Here is a 2400-nt window from a genome sequence, read left to right as displayed (position 1 = left end):
GGACCGGGGGGAACGGCGCCCGTGCTGTACGCCGCGGTCGTGCTGTCGTCCGGTCCGCCTCCCGCGCCGATCGACCCGGGCACGTCCGCGCCGGGCCGGACCGTCGCACCGATCAGGCCGGGGGCGGACAACTCCGGCAGTCCCCGGAGCTTCTCGCCGCTGTCCCGCGCGTAGTCGTCCAGCGCCTGCTCCGCCTGCTCCCGCGCCTCCTTCTTCCGCTCGGCCGCACGGACCGCGTCGGTCTCGTGTCCGAGCAGGCTGAGCACGGTGTCCCCGACGCCGACGTCGCTCTCCGCGCGCAACGCGGCGGGGTCGGGGAGCTTGTGCAGCGTGCGGTTGAACGCCTCGCCCTGCGCGAACAGCCGTTGGGCGGAGTCGGTCCCCGCCGCGCCCGCGCTGCGGGAGAACTCGGCCTGTTCCGCGAGCCGGTCCCGGGCGCTCCGCCCGGCGACCCCGTGCCACTGGACACCGAGTTTCGCCAGTTCGGTGTGCAGGGTGTCGTCGGTCTCGGCGAGGGCGTCCGCGACGGCCTCCAGCGCGGCCACCGCCTCACTCATCCCCCCGACCCCGCGGCCGGAACGGAAGGTCTCGATCTCGTCGGCGAGCATGTCGTCGGTGTAGCCGGAAAACCGGTGTTCACCGATCTTCCTGGCGAGCTCGGCAACATCGGCGTCGTTCATCGCGAATCCCTGTTCGGTGGTCCGGTCGGTGGTCGGCGGCGGAATCCGACGGGCACACGCGGCCCGCGGCACTCCGCGGCATCAGTTCCCGCCCGCGCCGTGGAGGGCGGCGGCGTTGTCCTGCTCGTTCTCGGCGTATTCGCGGGAGGCCAGCCGCAACCGCGCCGCCAGTTCGACGAGGCCTGCCTCATAGGCACGGACGCGCTCGACGTAGCAGCCGTCCCCCTCGGTGATCAGCGTGTTCCAGGCCTCGGCCGCATGGACCGAGACGATGTCCTCCGCGGGCGGCGCGACCGTGAGCGCGGGTGTCCGCTCGTCCAGCCTGCGGCGCAACGCCCTCGCCTGTTCCTCGACGATCCCGGCGACCGCCTCGATCTTGTCGGGCTCGATCTCGAGGTCCCGTGCCGCCCCGGGCCCGCTCCCGGACCCTGCGGTGTGTTCGGACCCTGCGGTGTGTTCGGACCCTGCGACGTTCTCGGACCCTGCGGTGTGTTCGGACACTGTGCCGCACCCCCTGTTACCGCCCGTAGTCGACCGACTTCCCTCGCAGACTACCAAGCCCGGTGTGCGGGTGACCTGAATTTGGGACGGTCTTTCGGCCGGTCCGGTTCCGGGGAACGGGGACGACGGAACGGTACGGCGCAGGACGCCTCAGCGCGAGGGGACCGCGAGCTCACCGGCCGCCGCGCGGGCGGCGATGTCGGTGCGGTGGTGCGCCCCGGTGAGGTTCACCCGGGCCACCCGCCGGTAGGCGTCCTCCCGGGCCGTGGCGAGGTCGTCGGCGACCCCGACGACGGACAGCACCCGGCCGCCCGCGGAGACCACGCCACCGTCCTCGCGACGGCGGGTGCCCGCGTGCAGCACCCCGTCACCCTCACTGCCGGTGATCACATCGCCGGTGCGCGGTTTGCCGGGATAGCCGTCCGCGGCGAGCACCACGGTCACCGCCGCGCCGCCGGACCAGTCGAGCGGCGGGTGCCCGTCGAGTTCGCCGGTGGCGGCGGCGTGCAGCAGGCCGGCCAACGGTGTCCGCAGCAACGGCAGCACCACCTGGGTCTCCGGGTCCCCGAACCGGCAGTTGAACTCGATGACCTGCGGCCCGTCCGAAGTCAGCGCGAGCCCCGCGTACAGCAGGCCCTGGAAGGGGACACCCCGGCGGTCCAGCTCGTCGACGACCGGCTGGACGACCGTGGAGACCACCTCGTCGACCAGCCCGGGGGGAGCCCAGGGCAGTGGGGCGTAGGCACCCATGCCCCCGGTGTTCGGGCCGGTGTCGCCGTCGCCGACCCGCTTGAAGTCCTGTGCGGGCAGCAGCGGCACCACGGTACGCCCGTCGACCAGGCAGAACAGCGACGCCTCGGGGCCGTCCAGGAACGACTCCAGCACCACGGGGTGCCCCCCGTCGAGCAACATCAGCGCGTGCTTACGGGCCCGTTCGACGTCGGTGGTGACCACGACCCCCTTGCCCGCCGCGAGTCCGTCGTCCTTGACCACCCAGGTGGGTCCGAACCGCGCCAGGGCGGCGTCCAGATGCGCCGGGTTGTCCACCACCTCGCTCCGGGCGGTCGGCACCCCCGCCGCGTTCATCACGTCCTTGGCGAAGGCCTTGGACCCCTCGATCCGGGCGGCGGCCGCACTCGGCCCGAAACAGGCGACCCCCGCCTCGCGCACCGCGTCCGCCGCCCCCGCGACGAGCGGCACCTCCGGGCCGATCACGACG

The 2400-nt window shown here is 73.4% G+C and carries 3 protein-coding genes; all 3 read right to left on the bottom strand.

Going from position 1 to position 2400, the window contains the following annotated elements; genetic code table 11:
* The coding region (locus SACHA_RS19760; RefSeq protein ID WP_028662781.1) for a PPE domain-containing protein at window positions 1–680 on the bottom strand (680 nt) is incomplete at its 3' end.
* Window positions 681–761: 81 nt separating this feature from the next.
* The gene (locus tag SACHA_RS0101490; RefSeq protein WP_019806626.1) at window positions 762–1181 is read right to left on the bottom strand and encodes a PE domain-containing protein; all 420 of its coding nucleotides are present in this window, start codon (window positions 1179–1181) and stop codon (window positions 762–764) included.
* 150 nt (window positions 1182–1331) lie between these two features.
* Window positions 1332–2400, bottom strand: a 1069-nt coding sequence (purD, locus tag SACHA_RS0101485; RefSeq protein ID WP_083935744.1) for a phosphoribosylamine--glycine ligase, incomplete at its 5' end; no start/stop codon positions are given.

Origin of the sequence: Saccharomonospora halophila 8 (genome assembly GCF_000383775.1) — a bacterium.
Lineage (GTDB): Bacteria > Actinomycetota > Actinomycetes > Mycobacteriales > Pseudonocardiaceae > Saccharomonospora > Saccharomonospora halophila.
The sequence above is the reverse complement of the archived record's forward strand: the minus strand, read 5'-3'. Positions and strand labels throughout refer to the sequence as shown.